The organism is Photorhabdus sp. RM96S (assembly GCF_042879335.1).
GTDB classification, from domain to species: Bacteria; Pseudomonadota; Gammaproteobacteria; order Enterobacterales; family Enterobacteriaceae; genus Photorhabdus; species Photorhabdus kayaii.
Genome location: NZ_JBHFKT010000026.1, coordinates 37,347 through 54,830 on the forward strand (window position 1 = coordinate 37,347; position 17,484 = coordinate 54,830).

At 39.6% G+C, this 17,484-nt stretch carries 14 protein-coding genes; 8 read left to right on the forward strand and 6 right to left on the reverse strand.

All coding sequences use genetic code 11. The features are described 5' to 3' along the window. Positions 1-167: 167 nt before the first annotated feature. Positions 168-1,358 carry a lactate oxidase gene (locus ACGF49_RS16060; RefSeq protein WP_228902088.1) on the forward strand — a complete coding sequence of 397 codons (1,191 nt, stop codon included), beginning with the start codon at positions 168-170 and terminating at the stop codon, positions 1,356-1,358. A gap of 202 nt (positions 1,359-1,560) precedes the next feature. Here the strand turns inward: ACGF49_RS16060 and ACGF49_RS16065 are convergent, their stop codons facing one another. Further along, complete coding sequence (locus ACGF49_RS16065; RefSeq protein ID WP_387491846.1) at positions 1,561-2,703, reverse strand: DUF1266 domain-containing protein; 1,143 nt, start codon at positions 2,701-2,703, stop codon at positions 1,561-1,563. Positions 2,704-2,922: 219 nt separating this feature from the next. Between ACGF49_RS16065 and zur the strand changes: the two genes are divergently transcribed. Continuing rightward, positions 2,923-3,435: a zinc uptake transcriptional repressor Zur gene (gene zur / locus ACGF49_RS16070; RefSeq protein ID WP_113043544.1), complete on the forward strand. Its 513-nt coding sequence runs from the start codon at positions 2,923-2,925 to the stop codon at positions 3,433-3,435. Between the two features lie 284 nt (positions 3,436-3,719). On the opposite strand, the gene lexA is transcribed toward zur, so the two are convergent. Both lexA and ACGF49_RS16080 read right to left on the reverse strand, forming a co-directional pair. Continuing rightward, positions 3,720-4,325, reverse strand: coding sequence for a transcriptional repressor LexA (gene lexA / locus ACGF49_RS16075; RefSeq protein WP_112877396.1), 606 nt, complete (start codon positions 4,323-4,325; stop codon positions 3,720-3,722). 119 nt (positions 4,326-4,444) lie between these two features. Continuing rightward, entirely contained in the window at positions 4,445-4,816 is a 372-nt protein-coding gene (locus ACGF49_RS16080) for a diacylglycerol kinase (protein WP_113043543.1), read from the reverse strand. A gap of 129 nt (positions 4,817-4,945) precedes the next feature. Between ACGF49_RS16080 and plsB the strand changes: the two genes are divergently transcribed. Next, entirely contained in the window at positions 4,946-7,402 is a 2,457-nt protein-coding gene (gene plsB / locus ACGF49_RS16085; protein WP_113043542.1) for a glycerol-3-phosphate 1-O-acyltransferase PlsB, read from the forward strand. A gap of 52 nt (positions 7,403-7,454) precedes the next feature. On the opposite strand, the gene ubiA is transcribed toward plsB, so the two are convergent. The 3 genes from ubiA to pgi form a co-directional block, all read right to left on the reverse strand. Further along, complete coding sequence (gene ubiA, locus ACGF49_RS16090; protein WP_191214907.1) at positions 7,455-8,309, reverse strand: 4-hydroxybenzoate octaprenyltransferase; 855 nt, start codon at positions 8,307-8,309, stop codon at positions 7,455-7,457. A gap of 34 nt (positions 8,310-8,343) precedes the next feature. Continuing rightward, a complete protein-coding gene (gene ubiC / locus ACGF49_RS16095; protein ID WP_113043540.1) occupies positions 8,344-8,850 on the reverse strand; it encodes a chorismate lyase in 507 nt (168 codons plus the stop codon). Between the two features lie 313 nt (positions 8,851-9,163). Then, positions 9,164-10,810: a glucose-6-phosphate isomerase gene (pgi, locus tag ACGF49_RS16100; protein WP_113043539.1), complete on the reverse strand. Its 1,647-nt coding sequence runs from the start codon at positions 10,808-10,810 to the stop codon at positions 9,164-9,166. 299 nt (positions 10,811-11,109) lie between these two features. Here pgi and lysC point away from each other — a divergent pair, with 299 nt between their 5' ends. From lysC to ACGF49_RS16125, 5 genes are all read left to right on the forward strand, one after another. Next, positions 11,110-12,489: a lysine-sensitive aspartokinase 3 gene (lysC, locus tag ACGF49_RS16105; protein ID WP_113043538.1), complete on the forward strand. Its 1,380-nt coding sequence runs from the start codon at positions 11,110-11,112 to the stop codon at positions 12,487-12,489. Between the two features lie 448 nt (positions 12,490-12,937). Next, positions 12,938-13,258: an acyl carrier protein gene (locus ACGF49_RS16110; protein ID WP_158536598.1), complete on the forward strand. Its 321-nt coding sequence runs from the start codon at positions 12,938-12,940 to the stop codon at positions 13,256-13,258. Further along, the gene (locus ACGF49_RS16115) at positions 13,255-14,457 is read left to right on the forward strand and encodes a D-alanyl-lipoteichoic acid biosynthesis protein DltD (RefSeq protein ID WP_113043536.1); all 1,203 of its coding nucleotides are present in this window, start codon (positions 13,255-13,257) and stop codon (positions 14,455-14,457) included. The genes ACGF49_RS16110 and ACGF49_RS16115 overlap by 4 nt, the downstream gene beginning before the upstream one ends. A gap of 144 nt (positions 14,458-14,601) precedes the next feature. After that, positions 14,602-15,726 carry an MBOAT family O-acyltransferase gene (locus tag ACGF49_RS16120; protein WP_113043535.1) on the forward strand — a complete coding sequence of 375 codons (1,125 nt, stop codon included), beginning with the start codon at positions 14,602-14,604 and terminating at the stop codon, positions 15,724-15,726. Further along, complete coding sequence (locus ACGF49_RS16125; protein WP_113043534.1) at positions 15,723-17,186, forward strand: AMP-binding protein; 1,464 nt, start codon at positions 15,723-15,725, stop codon at positions 17,184-17,186. Before ACGF49_RS16120 ends, ACGF49_RS16125 begins: the two co-directional genes overlap by 4 nt. The last annotated feature ends 298 nt before the right edge of the window (positions 17,187-17,484 follow it).

Sequence of the window (17,484 nt, forward strand, 5' to 3'; positions counted from 1 at the left end):
ATGCTCCTCTCACAACAAAAAACCGACAGTTCCAATAGGATCGATCAGCTTATAAAAACATTATTGAGGATTTATTAGCTTGAATTATTCAGAATAGGTCTATTCTTAATATGTGGACAAACTCTATTGTCAATACTTATTAAACCTACTAAGTAAGGGAAAATTATATGCCATCAAGAAGAGACGTCATAGTTGGAGGATTAAGTCTTGCTGCTGCCAGTACACTATCCGCTGCATCCTCAGCCAACGCCGCAACTGCTAACATAAAACCGACAAGAGCCTATAAAACAAATAGTGCAGAAAAATCCCTTGATATTATTAATCTTTATGACTTGGAAGAAGAAGCGCGTAAATTGATTCCAGCCCCCCAATTTGGCTATATCAGCAGCGGTTCAGGTGATGAATGGACTCTACGTGAAAACACCAGAGCCTTTGACGATTTCCAAATTATTCCCCGCTATCTCGCAGGAGTAAAAGAGCCTGACACAACAACCGAATTGCTCGGCAGTAAAGTGGATATGCCTATTTTCATTCCCCCAATGGCAGCACATGGGCTATCTCATACTACCGCTGAATTGGGAACAGCGAGAGGCGCTGCCGCTGCCGGTACCCTGTTTACTGCACAAACTCTATCTAATTCACCTCTTGAAGAGATAGCGAAAGTGAGTAATGGCCCCAAATGGTTCCAAATTTATTTTACCAAAGATATGGGCATTACCCGCGAAATGATACGCCGAGCCAAAGCGATGGGGGCAACCGCAATCGTCTTTACGGTCGATTTAGAGTGGAGTGGTAATAGAGAAACCGATAAACGTAATAAATTTGTCTTCCCACATTCATTACCATTTCCTAATATTCCAGGCGTTCCCGCAGGAGCAACCTTATCAGAGATTACAACGCTATTTAAACGGGATCTTGATTTTAATGACCTCGAATTCCTCGCCAAAGAATCAGGTCTTCCAATCATCGTGAAAGGCATTCAATCTGCCGAAAATGCTAAAGAGTGTATTAATCACGGTGCCGCAGCGATTCAAGTTTCTAATCACGGTGGCCGGCAGTTGGATACTGTCCCGGCAGCAATTGCTTCATTACCGCACATTATTGAAGCTGTTGGATCTAAAATTCCAGTCTATCTAGACGGAGGCATCCGCCGTGGTACCCATGTGTTTAAAGCGCTCGCATTGGGTGCCAAAGCTGTCGCTATCGGTAGGCCCATTTTGTATGCGCTGGCATTGGGTGGAGCGCCAGGCGTAACTTCCATTTTAAACCTGCTGAAGGATGAGCTGAAACTTAGCATGAAGCTGGCAGGATGTGCAGCCATTAAGGATATAGAGAGAAAATTTATTAGTTTGATTTAACCCATTAACTAATAAAGCAAATATTGGCCCCGTTTCATTTGAAACAGGTGATTTCAGGAAACGGGGTAAATTATGTTACCTTTAGAAATAATAGATACCATAATGAAAAAATCCGTTCTCTCACTTTACACCATTATTTCCTATTATTAATTATCGGCTTCCCCTTGAAATGTTCTTCAAGGGGAAATGTTTCATGTAAATATTAATGGAGTACACGAGACGCTGGCAGCTCAGTAATATCAAATTCATAACTTTGTTGTTCTTCCATGTTACTGCGTAAAACATCTTCTACTAATGCAGAAAAACCTGTCATCATCTGCCTTTCCATAATAACGCCTTTTGGTTCAGGCCACGGCAAACTAGCAATTGGCCAGTCACAATGTGACTTATAATAATTAAATTGTTCCAGCCGCTCTTTAGACCGATCAAAATCATTACTCCAGTAAGCATTGCCTAGCCGAAAGTTTGTATAAAACTCATCAAAACTACCGAAGATTTCATAAATATAATCAGCGGTTTTCAGCATATTTTTCCATGCGACTTCTTCACTGATATAACCGGCACAAAAACAGTTACGACTTAAAACAATTGCAAGCCACAAATCAAATCCCCACACTAATGCCGGAGGGCGTTCATTAATAGGTTTGGCACATTTATGAATATAGTCAGGTGTTACTTCAACTAATTTGGCAAGCACTTTAAACATTTTCCCATCACTAAGAGCAGCATCAATAGCAAAATGTTTTGAATGTACCCCCTCCCACAAACCTGTTAGCATTTTCATATACCCTTCTTCATCAAGAATTCCCCAGTCGCTGTATAATTGGGATTGATGTTCCTGAGTCGGAGATAATGGAAGCAGACAGTAACGATAGCTATCATGGGCAACCCGTGACTGTAGAGGATAATGCTCTAGAGTTTCACTCCAAAAACCTAGCCAATAGTCACTAACAATATTTAGTCGTAATACCTGACGCTTATCTTCTGGTAAAAGAGATAAACCTGCTTGTTGATAATAACGCCGTTGTTCCCATTCTGGGCGCTTAACAATACGATAAATAATAACCGAGAGTAACATTACGCCAAATAATGCTATACCGCCTACTTGTGCCAGAAGTAAATAGTCCGTATCAGGGACAGATACATTACCTATTATAAATAAAACAATTGCTACAGATAATACAATACCCAAACATACTGCAATTACAAATAAAATATTAATCAACGTATATAATGCACTTAGAAAAGGCAACTTTCTTTTTTCAGAGATAATATGCTTCATTACCTGATAGCCTTTAACGGGGAACTGTCTATAATGAGGCTGATTTTGTAAAAGCTCTTTCATCACAAATGCTTCCTTTCCGAAAATTATCTGTCATATACGATAATTCTTGTCTGTATTATCATAAACTTCAAGAAAACATTATTTTTGCTACTGAGTACCAATTTAGCCAAATTAACTCCATCAGGGGACAATCACAATGAACTTTTCTGGATAATATTTTCTATTGAAGAAACATGATAACATTACAATATTATCATCGTACTGGTTGTAAGAGGCGTAATGAAATTGATTAATCAAAAAAAGTTACTGGAACAGGCCGAAGTTATTTGCCAGGCTCGTGGAGTCCGCTTTACTCCGCAGCGGCTTGAGGTTCTGCGTCTCATTTCAGAGCAACCCGGGGCAATCAGTGCTTATGATTTACTGGATTTGCTACGGGAAGCAGAACCACAGGCCAAACCACCTACCATATATCGGGCACTGGAATTTCTGTTGGAACAGGGGTTTATTCATAAAATAGAATCCACCAACAGTTATGTCCTATGTCACCATATTGAACAGCCAAGCCACACTTCAGCAATGTTTATTTGTGACCGTTGTGGTTCTGTTACAGAGCGAGATGGTGGAACCGTTGAATCCGCCATCCAACAGTTAGCAAAAACAGCCGGGTTCAGTTTACGCCATACCATCATCGAAGCGCATGGCTTATGTTCACCTTGTGAAGAGATCGAATCCTGTATTAAACGAGATGAGTGCCAGCATGACCACAGAATTGAAGGAAGTAAAAAGAAATAGATATACCCGTCATCTTTCAAGTTGCCTCTTTGTTGGCTGCACTCACTCACCCCGGTCACATCGTTCGCTATGCTCCCGGGGATTCGCTCCCTTGCCATCGCGAAGCATCTTGAAATTCATGAGGTATAGTAAGTAGATACTTACTTTTGGTACAGAGTCAGACTGAAATAAACAACCGCAGAATCACGTTTAAGATAATTACAACGATAAATTCAACAACATGATTCTGTCGGAATATTGCAATTCTTTAACAATTCCAAAAACAACAACTTGATATTTTACTATCAGGACCAGTTAGCGTTACGAATCACCCCAACCGCCAATCCTTCAATTGTCAGGCTCTGCTCACGCAAATCCACCACAATTGGCTTAAATTCGGGGTTTTCTGCCAACAATTCAACTTTATTTCCAGTCTGTTTAAAACGTTTTACCGTTACTTCATCTTCAATGCGGGCAACAATAATCTGCCCATTACGAACATCTTGTGTTTTATGCACAGCCAGCAGATCACCATCCATAATCCCAACATCTTTCATAGACATTCCGCTGACCCGCAACAGGAAATCTGCACTTGGCTTAAACAATGCAGGATCAACCTGATAATGACTTTCAATATGCTCCTGTGCCAACAGTGGTTCACCTGCGGCTACACGGCCAATTAACGGTAAACCAGATTCTTCCAACAGCAAACGGATTCCCCTAGATGCCCCTGCAACAATCTCTATCACCCCTTTACGAGCCAATGCTTTTAAATGCTCTTCAGCCGCATTAGGTGAACGAAAGCCAAGACGTGCTGCAATTTCAGCACGCGTTGGCGGCATACCTGTTTGCGAAATATGGTCACGCACCAAGTCATAAACTTGCTGCTGCCTTGCGGTAAGTGCTTTCATTTCGTCCCCTGTTTGTTTATACAGTCAATATGTAAGTATATACAGCTAAATAACGATTGGGAACCTACTAAGGCAGAAAATCAGCCAATTATAATATAATACCTAATTATTAAACCAAATCAGACCATAAAATAGCGCCAAAGGATGGTTCCCCAGACAATTAATGACAGCATCATCGTCAGAAAGACAGCCGCCGATCCCATATCTTTCGCACGACCGGACAATTCATGGAACTCACTGCCAATACGGTCAACAACGGCTTCAATAGCACTATTCAGGATTTCCATAATCAACACCAGCATCACTGAACCAATCAGTAAAATGCGTTCAATAGCGCCGATATCCAGATAAAATGCAACCATCATAGCCAATATCGCTAAAATTATTTCCTGACGGAAAGCCGCTTCATTTTGCCATGTTGCCCTAATACCCTTCACCGAATATACGATTGCTTTAATGATACGGGCCAAGCCCTTGGATTGATTCGCCATAAATTATTCACACCAAAAATAAGGTTATTTGACACTTTCCACTCTTATTATTGTCTTAACACAACAGATCTCAACACCCGTTTCTGGTATGCTGGCAACGTGTTGCTAACAAGAGGCTTCAAGATATTTATGTCAAGTTGGCGTAAAATATATTATAAATTATTGAATTTACCACTAAAAATACTGGTAAAAAGCAAACTTATCCCTACAGATCCGATTACTGAATTGCGGCTCGATACGACACGCCCAATTCTGTACGTACTACCGTATCACTCCAAAGCAGACTTACTGGCATTACGTCAGCAATGTCTTGAGCAGGATCTGCCGGACCCATTAAATTTACTGGAGATTGGTGACACTGAACTTCCCAGCTATGTCTTTATCGATAATGGTCCACGTGTATTCCGCTATTGTGCACCAAAGCAGGAATCCGTAAAAATTTTCCATGATTATCTGGATCTGCATCGCAATAATCCCAATCTGGATATTCAAATGCTGCCAGTTTCTGTCATGTTCGGCCGTTCCCCCGGGCGCGAAGGGCAGAGCACACCACATTTGCGGCTACTCAATGGTATCCAAAAATTCTTTGCTATTCTCTGGCTAGGCCGAGATAGTTTTGTGCGCTTTTCAAACACAGTATCTCTACGCTATATGGCAACTGAGCATGGTACTGACAAGACTATTGCCCATAAGCTGGCTCGTGTGGCACGAATGCACTATTCACGTCAACGCCTGGCAGCCGTTGGCCCACGCCTGCCGGTTCGGCAAGAGCTGTTTAACAAATTGCTGGCTTCAAAAGCAATAGAAAAGTCAGTCTCTGATGAGGCCCGTACCAAGAAAATCTCACATGAGAAAGCCCGACAGAATGCCATTAACATGATGGAAGAGATTGCTGCGAATTTCTCTTATGAAACGTTACGGCTGTCAGGCCGTGTACTAGGTTGGACCTGGAACCGTCTGTATCAAGGGATCAATGTTCACAATGCTGAACGCATCCGCCGTCTGGCACAGGATGGTCACGAACTGGTTTATGCGCCCTGCCACCGTAGCCACATGGATTATTTGCTGCTCTCCTACGTGCTCTACCATCAGGGCTTGGTACCGCCCCATATTGCCGCTGGCATCAACCTAAATTTTTGGCCGGCAGGGCCAATATTCCGCCGCCTTGGTGCATTTTTCATCCGCCGCACATTTAAGGGTAATAAGCTCTACGCCACGATATTCCGGGAATATCTAGGTGAATTATTTGCCCGAGGTTATTCTGTTGAATACTTTATGGAAGGCGGTCGCTCCAGGACAGGTCGCTTACTCGATCCCAAAACGGGTACGCTGTCCATGACGTTACAGGCGCTGTTGAGAGGCGAATCACGCCCAATTACCATTATTCCGATTTATATCGGCTACGAGCATGTGATGGAAGTTGCCACCTATGCCAAAGAGCTGCGTGGTGCAACCAAAGAGAAAGAGGGCTTTTTCCAGATGATACGCGGTTTGCGCAAACTTCGTAATCTGGGGCAAGGCTACGTCAACTTTGGCGAACCCATCCCGTTGATCCAATACCTTAACAACCATGTTCCTAGCTGGCGCGATTCTATTGATCCAATAGAATTCCATCGCCCCGAATGGTTCAATCCGACAGTCAGTCAACTGTCTGAGAAGATTATGGTAAACATCAACAACACAGCGGCGGCTAACGCAATTAACTTGTGTTCCACTGCCCTGCTTTCGTCACGTCAGCGAGCACTCACTCGTGAGCAACTGCTTGAGCAACTGGATTGTTATATACAGCTCATGCACAATGCGCCTTACGCTGCTGATGTCACCGTACCAAAGAAAACCGCGGAGGAGTTGCTAGAACACGCTCTGCAAATGGATAAGTTCGAGGTAGACAAAGACAGCATGGGTGACATTATCATTCTGCCACGTGATCGTGCAGTTTTGATGACCTACTACCGCAACAATATTCAACATCTATTAGTACTGCCATCACTGATTGCCTGCATCGTTATTCATCATCGCCGTATCAGCCGCGAAGCGCTGTTAAGCCAGGTCGCGATCATTTATCCACTCCTTAAAGCCGAGCTGTTTATGCGTTATAGCAAAACAGAGCTGCCAGAAGTGGTTAATACGCTGATCAACGAACTGACCCGCCAGTGCCTTATCTGTAACAAGGAGCATGGCATGCTGGTGCTTAATCCAGCACGTATCCGCCCCCTGCAATTGCTGGCAGCTGGCATCCGTGAAACACTGCAACGTTATGCCATCACACTCTCTTTACTGAACGCCAACCCAGTAATCAGCCGGGGAGTGCTGGAAAAAGAGAGTCGGATGTTAGCGCAACGTTTGTCGGTATTACATGGCATCAACGCACCTGAATTCTTTGATAAGGCGGTATTTACTACGTCGGTCCATACACTGCGTGAAGAAGGTTATATCAGTGACAGTGGTAATGCGATTACGGCAAATACCCAGGAGCTGTATCAGGTATTAGGTGAACTGATGTCACCTGAGATTCGTCTTACTATCGAGAGCGTCAGTTTGCCACCAGAGCATAACGATACCGACGAGAGTACTAAGGAAGGATAATCTTCTTAAATACTGGTGATAATGGTTGTTATTCACATTATCACCAGATGTTTCAGACATAGCTGAAGAAGATGCCAAGGAATAGTACCAGACCAACGTAGTTATTATTGAGGAATGCCTGGAAACAAAGCTCTCTTTCCCGACCAGCGAGCAGTTTCTGCTGATAAATAAATAAAGTGCCCGCAAGCAACAGTGACCAATAGTAGATACCGCCCAGATTCATCATATAACCCACCAGCACCAGCACCAGTAACATAGCGAGTTGCAATAATCCAATAATCAACTTGTCGAAACGACCAAACAGAATGGCGGTGGACTTCACGCCAATTTTTAGATCATCATTTCGATCGATCATCGCATACTGTGTATCATAAATAACTGACCAGAAGATATTAACCAGAAATAACAACCAACACTCTAGTGGTAAGGACTCACTAACTGCCGCAAATCCCATAGGAACAGCCCAACCGTAAGCGGCTCCCAGTACAAACTGAGGAAGATGACTAAACCGTTTAACAAAGGGGTAAAGCCAAGCCAGAGCCAAGCCAACGACTGACAACCAGATAGCCATTTTATTCAGGGTCAGCACCAACCCGAAAGAAACCAGCGCCAGTACGACAAATAGGATCTTGCTCTCTTTCTCGCTGATAGCACCACTCGGCAGAGGACGTGTTTTTGTGCGTTCAACATAACCATCAAATTTTCTGTCAGCAAAATCATTGATTGCACACCCTGCCGCACGCATCAGAAACACACCGACAGTAAAGATCAATAATATGTGCATATCTGGAATCCCTTTCCCAGCTATCCATAAAGCCCAGAAAGTCGGCCACAACAACAATAATGCACCTATAGGTTTATCAATGCGCACTAAACGGCAATAGGCCTGCCATTTACTTTGCGCCATACTTCCCGCCACTTCTGTTTCCCCCTTTTAAATTTTACCTTTTATACACAGGTGATTCAGGTAAAAAGACTTCGGTTAATAATAATGGCTTGCCTGATAACCTCAGCAATGATCGTCTTGCCCAACGGTTGCCCTGCTGCCCTACATGAATATAGTCCCGCGTCAATTTATTACCACTAAAAAGATATCGCCCCAGTGGGACTGTTCCTAAATCAACCAAACTTTCATCAGGACCGGTTAATGTTGCTTCAGGGATTAACGTCCGCCCCAATAGCCAAGGGATATTATCACCACACAGTACGATCTCACGCAGCCAATATCGTTGACCCGTTAGCAAACGCTCACTTTCATCAGAAAGTTGTTCCTCGGTAATAAAACATTCTCTGAATGGTATGATACGAACACAGTTGCAGTATTGCTCAAAACGGCGGGTCATTGAGCCCAACTCCATCAACCAGTCTAAAACCTCATCAGGCAAAACGGGCGAATCTACCGAAAGCCACTGAATAGGCACCATTGTTAATATTGAGTCAGTTGACATACGCTTTTCCATTAGGACAAATTTCTTTCATCCGACAGTACAATTGATAACCGCAGAGAATACCACGTTGCAGGTATACAGAATAAAAAGTTATAACAAATTCTATATACCCTATGGATTTCAAGATGCATCGCGACGGCAAGGGAGTGAATCCCCGGGAGCATAGATAACGATGTGACCGGGGTGAGCGAGTGCAGCCAACAAAGAGGTAACTTGAAAGATGACGGGTATAAATATTGTTGACCCAAAATAAGCGAATTATGATGAATATAATTCGCTCATATCAATTAAGTTTCTGACTCAGAATAAGTGATTAACGCCATGCTTTAAAACGGTTAATCAACCCATTTGTCGAGCTATCGTGGCTGACAACCCTATTATCATCCTTAAGTTCTGGCAAAATACGGTTAGCCAATTGCTTACCCAATTCAACTCCCCACTGGTCAAAAGTAAAGATGTTAAGAATCGCCCCTTGCACAAATATTTTGTGTTCATACATGGCAATCAACACCCCCAAGCTAAATGGGGTAATTTCACGTAACAGAATAGAATTAGTCGGGCGATTTCCTTCAAACACTTTAAATGGCGCAACATGTTCAACTTCAACCGCCGTTTTACCATTGGCGACAAATTCAGCATCCACCTGCTCACGAGATTTACCAAAGGCTAATGCTTCTGTCTGAGCAAAAAAGTTAGATAACAATTTGCTGTGATGATCACTCAATGGGTTATGGCTGATGGCTGGCGCAATAAAATCGCAAGGGATCAGTTTAGTTCCCTGATGGATAAGCTGATAAAACGCGTGCTGACCATTTGTTCCAGGCTCTCCCCAGATGATTGGGCCGGTTTGGTAATCCACTGGATGACCATTGCGATCGACATATTTACCATTGGATTCCATATTGCCTTGCTGAAAATAGGCAGCAAAGCGATGCATGTACTGATCATATGGCAGAATCGCTTCAGTTTCTGCGCCAAAGAAATTGTTGTACCAAATACCAATTAACGCCAGCAATACAGGAATATTCTGCTCAAATGGAGTATTGGCAACATGCTGATCCATTGCATGCGCGCCACTAAGCAATTGTTCAAAATTTTCAAACCCAACAGAGAGTGCGATAGACAAACCAATCGCTGACCACAACGAATAACGGCCGCCAACCCAATCCCAAAACTCAAACATATTTTTGGTATCAATACCAAATTGCTTAACTTCCTGTCCATTTGTGGAAAGCGCCGCAAAATGCTTTGCAATATGCCCTTCATCACCCGCACTTTTTAGGAACCAGTCACGGGCAGAATGAGCATTGGTCATCGTTTCCTGAGTAGTGAACGTCTTGGAAGCAATGAGAAACAGCGTCGTTTCCGGGTTAAGTGCTTTCAAGGTTTCTGCAATATGGGTTCCATCAACATTAGAAACAAAATGCATATTCAAGTGATTCTTATAAGGTTTCAGCGCTTCCGTCACCATATAAGGGCCAAGATCTGAACCACCGATACCGATATTCACCACATCAGTAATCACCCTACCGGTATAACCTTTCCACTCGCCATTAATTACGCGTTCACTGAAATCTTTCATTTTTGCCAACACCGCGTTGACTTGCTGCATAACATCTTCCCCATCAACCACAATCGGGGTGTTGCTACGATTACGTAGCGCAATATGCAATACAGCGCGATCTTCCGTACGGTTAATTTTCTCACCCGAAAACATACCGCGAATCGCCCCGGCAACATCCGTCTCTTTAGCAAGTGCCTGTAATTTTTCTAATGTCTCCGTTGTGATGCGATTTTTTGAAAAATCTACCAGGATCTGGTCATCGAATGTTGCTGAGAACTTAGCAAAACGATTTGGTTCCTGTTCAAACAATTCACGTAGGTGAATATCCTTTATCTGCGCAAAATGTTGTTCTAACGCTTTCCAAGCTGAGGTTTGACTAGGATTGATGTTTTTCATAGCTATGCTCTCTATCAACTGACTGTAATTAATTGGGAGTTAAAGAAAGATTGTAACCTGTAATTCTGTGATTCGAGCCTCTTTTCCTTTAATCGCTGATATTGGTCAAAACGATTAAGTTTTTCTAGTTCCATTTGCCGAAGCGTACAAAAAACAATCGGCCCTCTCTACTATCCTCAATTTATTTTATGATTTTCATCGCGTCATGAAAGATATTGATGTCACTCTTCACTCCATTGACTCAAACCCGTTAACCCGATATTTCTAAAAGACTATCCAGTTAACAGAAGGTTATCGCAATGAGTGCTGTTTCATCCCAATGCCCAGAAATTGGCGGGCATGTAGTCGCAAAATTTGGTGGTACCAGCGTGGCAAATTTCGATGCCATGAATAACAGTGCAGATATCGTACTGGCAAATAAAGCAGTGCGTGTGGTTGTGCTGTCTGCTTCTGCCGGTATAACAAACTTATTAGTTACATTAGCGGAAGGCTGCGATGCAGATAAGCGGGCTGACTACTTGAAACAGATCCACTCCATTCAATACGCAATTATTGATCGTTTGCATGAATCCGATACGATTCGTCAAGAGATTGATCGTCTACTGGAAAATCTTAAAACCCTTGCTAAAGCCGCATCTCTGGCAACCTCTGCGGCTCTGACAGATGAATTAGTCAGCCACGGTGAACTGATGTCCACACGATTGTTTACCGAATTGCTCCGCCAGCGAGGGAAAAATGCCGAATGGTTTGATATACGCAAAGTGATGTATACCGACGATAGTTTTGGCCGTGCAGAACCAAACCATGAACAACTTCAATCGTTGGCAACGGAACATCTCTTACCACATCTGAAAAATAGCCTGGTTGTCACCCAAGGTTTTATTGGTCGTGAAGAGAACGGCCGTACCACTACACTGGGGCGCGGTGGCAGCGATTATACTGCGGCACTCTTGGGAGAAGCCCTTGGCCTGAAACGCGTTGATATCTGGACAGATGTTCCGGGCATTTATACCACTGACCCGCGAGTCGTTCCAACTGCCCAACGAATTGATAAGATTGCCTTTGATGAAGCGGCGGAGATGGCAACCTTTGGCGCCAAAATCCTACATCCGGCAACCCTGTTTCCTGCTATTCGCTGTGGCATTCCAGTATTTGTCGGCTCTAGCAAAAACCCACAGGCCGGCGGTACGCTGGTTTGTGATACCACAGAAGCCCCACCACAGTTCCGCGCTATTACCCTGCGCCAGAAACAGACGTTATTGACACTACACAGCCTGAAAATGCTACACGCACAGGGGTTTTTGGCTGAAATATTTACCATTTTGTCACGCCATAATATCTCAGTGGATTTGATCACCACCTCCGAAGTCAATGTGGCATTAACACTCGACACCACTGGCTCCGCTAGCACAAATGGCAGCCTGCTGACCAATGCATTGATGACGGAGCTTTCGACACTGTGTCGGGTTGAAGTGGAAGAAGATCTGGCGCTGGTGGCAATTATTGGTAATCAGCTTTCTCAAACCAACGGATTAGGAAAAAAGGTTTTTAGTGTGCTGGAAAGATTCAATCTTCGTATGATCAGTCATGGCGCCAGTAACCATAACCTATGCTTGCTTGTTCAAGGTAAAGATGCAGAGCAAATTGTTCAAACACTTCATCAGCGTTTGTTTGAATAAGTATAATTTTTCAGGTATTTGATATTTCGCTCAGCCAAAAGACTGAGCGGAATCTTATACTACACTGCTACAGCAACCTCATAATAGTAATACTCCCTCTTTCTTCATTTTCTTTAGTACGGAAATGCAGATTCACCGGCAGGATCATGAAAAATTTATTTTAATTTTTCTATCTCTTTTTAAATAGTTTCTGTTGTAAATCCCTGTGTGAATTAGTTAGCATTTTCACTTACACATTTAATTATATTGAGGGATGGAAAATCACAGGGAGATTTTAAAAAAACATTATTTTCTCATTTATTAGGGAAATTATACGTAGAACAATTATATGATCTTGATAAAAAAAGGGCTATCAATTAGTATGCATGAAGATTAAAACTGAAGTATTGATATTCCATACTGCCTAATAACAATATGAAAAATCAATCAAATGAAATGAGAAACAACAGTGATATTAGCAAGCAAATGTACTTTAGCTTGTGCGGTAGCTATTACGAATATCAATAAATCATACAAATATAATCTTGGTATAAAAGGATCATATATGGAACTTGAGCAGCAAGTATTATCGATAGTCAACAAGATTGCCAGAAAAAATGTTGAGTTAGATGATGAACTTTTGAAGCAAAATTTAATAGATTCAATCACTACAGTCGATCTCATTCTGGCATTACAAGAGGAATTCGATTGCTACATATCAGCAACTGATGCTGAATCTATTCTCGAAACCCCTAAATCAATTATCAATTATTTAAACAACTTAAAATGATGTTAAAAAAGATATCTATTAATATTGCAGCGTTATTATTCGCAGCAATTATTTTTTCATCTATTATTATATTTATAAACAATTTCAACTCGAAAATAGTAGAATACAAATATATTGAAGACGATAGTAAATCGATCAACTATATACCTACTATTACAGATCAACACAATGCCATTGATTTCTCAAAAGAAAAATTACTTGAATACGGATTTAAAAATAATCATGTTATTTTATTTGGATCTTCTGAATTAACAAGTAGAACACATAAATTCATTCCATACCATTTTTTAACAAAAAATTTAAACATTCCCACAATAGGCATTGGTAAAGCGCATTTTGAATTATTAGCAATTTATGGTTATTTATCAGCTTATCAAGAATATTTAAATAAGGATAGTAGAATTGTTATTATTCTATCTCCGGGATGGTTTGAAAAAACAGATCTACTACCACAAGCATACAATTCTCATTTTCCATCCTATATCGCAAATAAACTCGCAAATGATGAAAATGCAAAAAATATATTTTCAAACTATCTCAATGAAAACAAAGATAACTTTGAAAATCTAAATTCTACCCAATTAAAGTTAATTCATAAAGACAATATAATAGCGTCGTCAGTTGCAAACATTTTAGATTATATAGCAGAGGCAAGAATAAATATCAAAAACATAATAACCGACAATCATGCAATTAAAGCTGACAATATTTATGTCCTTCATAAAGATCCTTTAATGAAAAAACAATTTAAAATTGTCAATACCGAAGTTCAATGGCTAGATTTAGCTAATGATGCTAAAAATATTGAACTTAACAATATGAGCAAAGAGACGCAATGGGTAAATAAAAAATACTATGAAAAGTATGTAAAGGATAAAAAAAGTAAAAAAGCTTTTCCTAATGGCATCAATTACAGCAAAGAAATGCATGCTCTTGACAACTTATTAGATTTATTATCGAAATATAATGTAGATGCTCTATTTATTATGCAGCCATTAAACCCTTATGTATACACAGATACAAATAACTTTAATCCCGTTGAAAATATTATATCAGAGAAAATAAAATCTCACGGCATGGGATATTTAAATCTTATTGAAGAGCAATATCAGCCAGGAGTATTAACTGATATTATGCATATGGGGGAATATGGTTGGTTATTAACTGATAAAGCTATTGTGGAACATTTTGCGAAATGAAATATTTTATAAAGGCTTTTTTATTATATCTTTTTCTAATGCTTACCTTATTTTATCATTCTGATTCTATCGTCAATGGTAGCAGTGAAGTTAAAGTAAAATATGAATATCAGCAATTTTAGAATAAAAAAGGCATAAAAAAACATGTTTGCAAATTTTAACTTTTTCATTTATCTATTTTCAGCCTCATTTGTTTTTTCTTTATTTTTTCTATTTTTTAATAAAAAAATAAACTCTAAAATTGCATTAAGTGTACTTTCTATTATTTGCTGGTGTATTATTTTTAGATATAAAATTTATATACCTATAGCATTATCTGTTTATTTCTATTTAATAACTTTAATTTTCAAAAAGAACATAATTAATAAATTAGTATCTTCTCTGCTAATAATTTCACCTTTATTTTTAGTTAAATTAAATTTGGAATTTAGTCATCTACTTAGTGTTATCGGTTTATCCTTTTTTACATTCAGAGCTATAGATGTCATTTTATTCTCTAGCAAGCAACAGAAAATAGTAATTTATGAATATTTTGCCTATTTATTCCTACCATTAGTTTGGCTGGCTGGCCCTATGTATAGATGGAACAGCTTCAAACGTGATTTACTTGAATTACCAGTGCCAGTCTCTTTAGAAAAATGGTTTGCCGGTGCTGGACAAATATTATATGGTGTAGTTCAGAAATTTTTATTCGCCGCCATTATCTATAACGTATTTTTATCTGACTATATTAATAAAGACACGATTGAATCATACTTAGTAGTTGCTATAAGTTATAGTTTTTACTTATATTTTGACTTTGCAGGTTATACTAATATGGCTTGTGGCGCCGGCAAGCTATTTGGAATAAACTTACCTATTAATTTTCATTATCCAATTTTAGCCAAAAATCCACAGGACTTTTGGCGTAGATTTCATATTAGTTTATCTGAATGGTTAAGAGACGTCATCTTTATGCCATTATATAAGATGCTAATGGAGAAAGAATTTTTCAAAAATCATAGACTTTTTGCCCAGAATATCAGTATTTTCATCACATTATTTTGTATGGGTATTTGGAATGGACTAGAACTTAATTACATTATAAGTGGTGCTTTATTTGGTTCTTACTCAGTAATGCATAACTGTTTAATTAATTACACCAGAGATAAAGAAAATATCGCTAATATCCTAAATAAAAAGATCGTCTCTTTCTTTGGCAGACTGATAACGTTAACTTTAATTTGTTTTTCTTTATATATATTTAGTGGATACAGTTTTATAAAATGAAATATCTCAACGAATATAGTGAATCAAACTTTGATTTATTCATTAACGATAGAATCATAGCGCCTTCTCATCCAGACACCCCCGTCATCGTGGGTTCAGATCAAGTCATTTATTGGCGTGATTTATATGATGAAATTAAAAAGTGGCATTCTAAATATTTAGAATTAAATTTAAACCGCAACACGCCTTTGATCTTATACGGACACAAAGAAGCTAATTTTTTAGTTTCAATTTATGCATGTATAACCTATAAAATCCCATTTATTCCAATCGATATAATTTATCCAACACAACGCTTGTTAGAAATTGCATCACTATCCAACACGCCTTATTACTACGATGTGATTAACAATCAATTCAAAACAACAAACGTTGATTATATTGAATTTGATGAAGATCATGTTGCCTATATCATGTTCACATCCGGTAGCACAGGAAAACCTAAAGGCGTAGTCATTGGACGTGAAAGCGTTTATGATCTTATGCGATGGATGTACAATGATTTCAAACTTGGTGAAAAACCTGTTTTCATGAATCAAGCGCTATTTAATTTTGATTTATCCATGTATGAAACATTTGGCACATTGGTATACGGTGGCACATGTATTTGCATTTCTCAAGAAACAACGACTGATTCTGAAAAATTCTATCAAGTTTTAAATCATTATCAACCAACAGTATGGGTTTCCACACCTTCTTTTTCTTATAAGCAATTGCTATCGCAAAATTTTAATTATTCCTTTTTAAAAAATCTAAAACATTTCCTATTTTGTGGCGAAATTCTAAGTAAAAATCTCGTTAAGTATTTAAGGAAAAGATTTCCATCTGCCATTATCTATAATACTTACGGTCCCACAGAAGCTACCGTGGCAACAACAATAATTGAAATTAGCGATCAACATCTCCATTCGGATATGGAATTATTGCCAATTGGAGAGTCAAGATCAGGCTCGACTCTAACATTAGAAAATGACGAGATTGTCATCTCTGGCGCTCATGTTATGAGAAAATATATTGGCGCTAAAACGGAAGATAATAATAGATTGACCATTAATCAACATGGAATAAGAAATTTTCGAACCGGAGATATCGGCAAATTAATTGACAATATCTGGTATTGCTTTGGCAGGAAAGATAACCAAATAAAACTAAATGGCTATCGCATTGAGCTACATGAAATTGAAGAAAGGCTGATGAATCTTCCCATTGTTGATAGTGCTGTTGTTTTGCCATTAAAAAAAGAAGATGGTTCTATTGTTCGCCTGGTTGCTTTCTGTAAATTCAAAACCATTATTGATAAGGAAAATTTAGTTAACCTTCTTAAAAAGAATTTACCCTCCTATATGATACCCAGTGAATTTATCAATATTGATAACTTTCCAGTCACCAATAACAGTAAAGTCGATACAAAATCTTTACTGTCAAGATATAACAATAATGAATGTGAAATTATAAAATAATTAACAAAAATCCGAAAACAGGAAGGAAAATAAGGTATAAACAACCTATAAAGAAAGAAATAATTTTAAATATATATACCCGTCATCTTTCAAGTTGCCTCTTTGTTGGCTGCGCTCACTCACCCCGGTCACATAGTTATCTATGCTCCCGGGGATTCGTTCCCTTGCCGTCGCGATGCATCTTGAAATCCATAAGGTATATGCTCAGTGAAAATAGGTTCACCATAGAAAACATACCCTATGACAGGTGATCAGCCCAGTATTTTCACCCCAGACTGATCACCTGTTACCTAATATT